The 335-nt window shown below is 64.5% G+C and carries 1 protein-coding gene; it reads right to left on the reverse strand.

Annotated elements, in window-relative coordinates; translation table 11 throughout:
• A partial coding sequence (locus ACGF49_RS25060; protein ID WP_387493479.1) for a type VI secretion IcmF C-terminal domain-containing protein occupies positions 1–335 on the reverse strand: 335 nt, incomplete at both ends.

Genomic DNA, 335 nt, shown 5'->3' on the forward strand with positions numbered 1-335 from the left:
AGGTCATGTCGCCGCCGTCCACGGTGAACCGCACATCAAACGCATCCTGACGCACATTAGTCAGTTTGCCGCTGTTAATCAGGCGCAGCTGGGCCCACGGGCCGGTGAAGCTGATGGCGCGCGGGGATTTGCCGCGGGTATCCGGTATCAGCGTGAGCTGGCTTTCCACCCCGGCCCGCATCGCGTTGGGCCAGATGAGGTGCGCGATGCTGCCGCGGCCGTGGGCATAATCGAGCAGCTGGCCGTCGAGATTGAGCAGGCTGCGGCGTTTATTGCCGGTCAGGCTGAGGGGCTCAATGGCGAACTGGGCGCCCAGACCGTTTTGCGGCGAGAAG

The organism is Photorhabdus sp. RM96S (assembly GCF_042879335.1).
Lineage (GTDB): Bacteria > Pseudomonadota > Gammaproteobacteria > Enterobacterales > Enterobacteriaceae > Photorhabdus > Photorhabdus kayaii.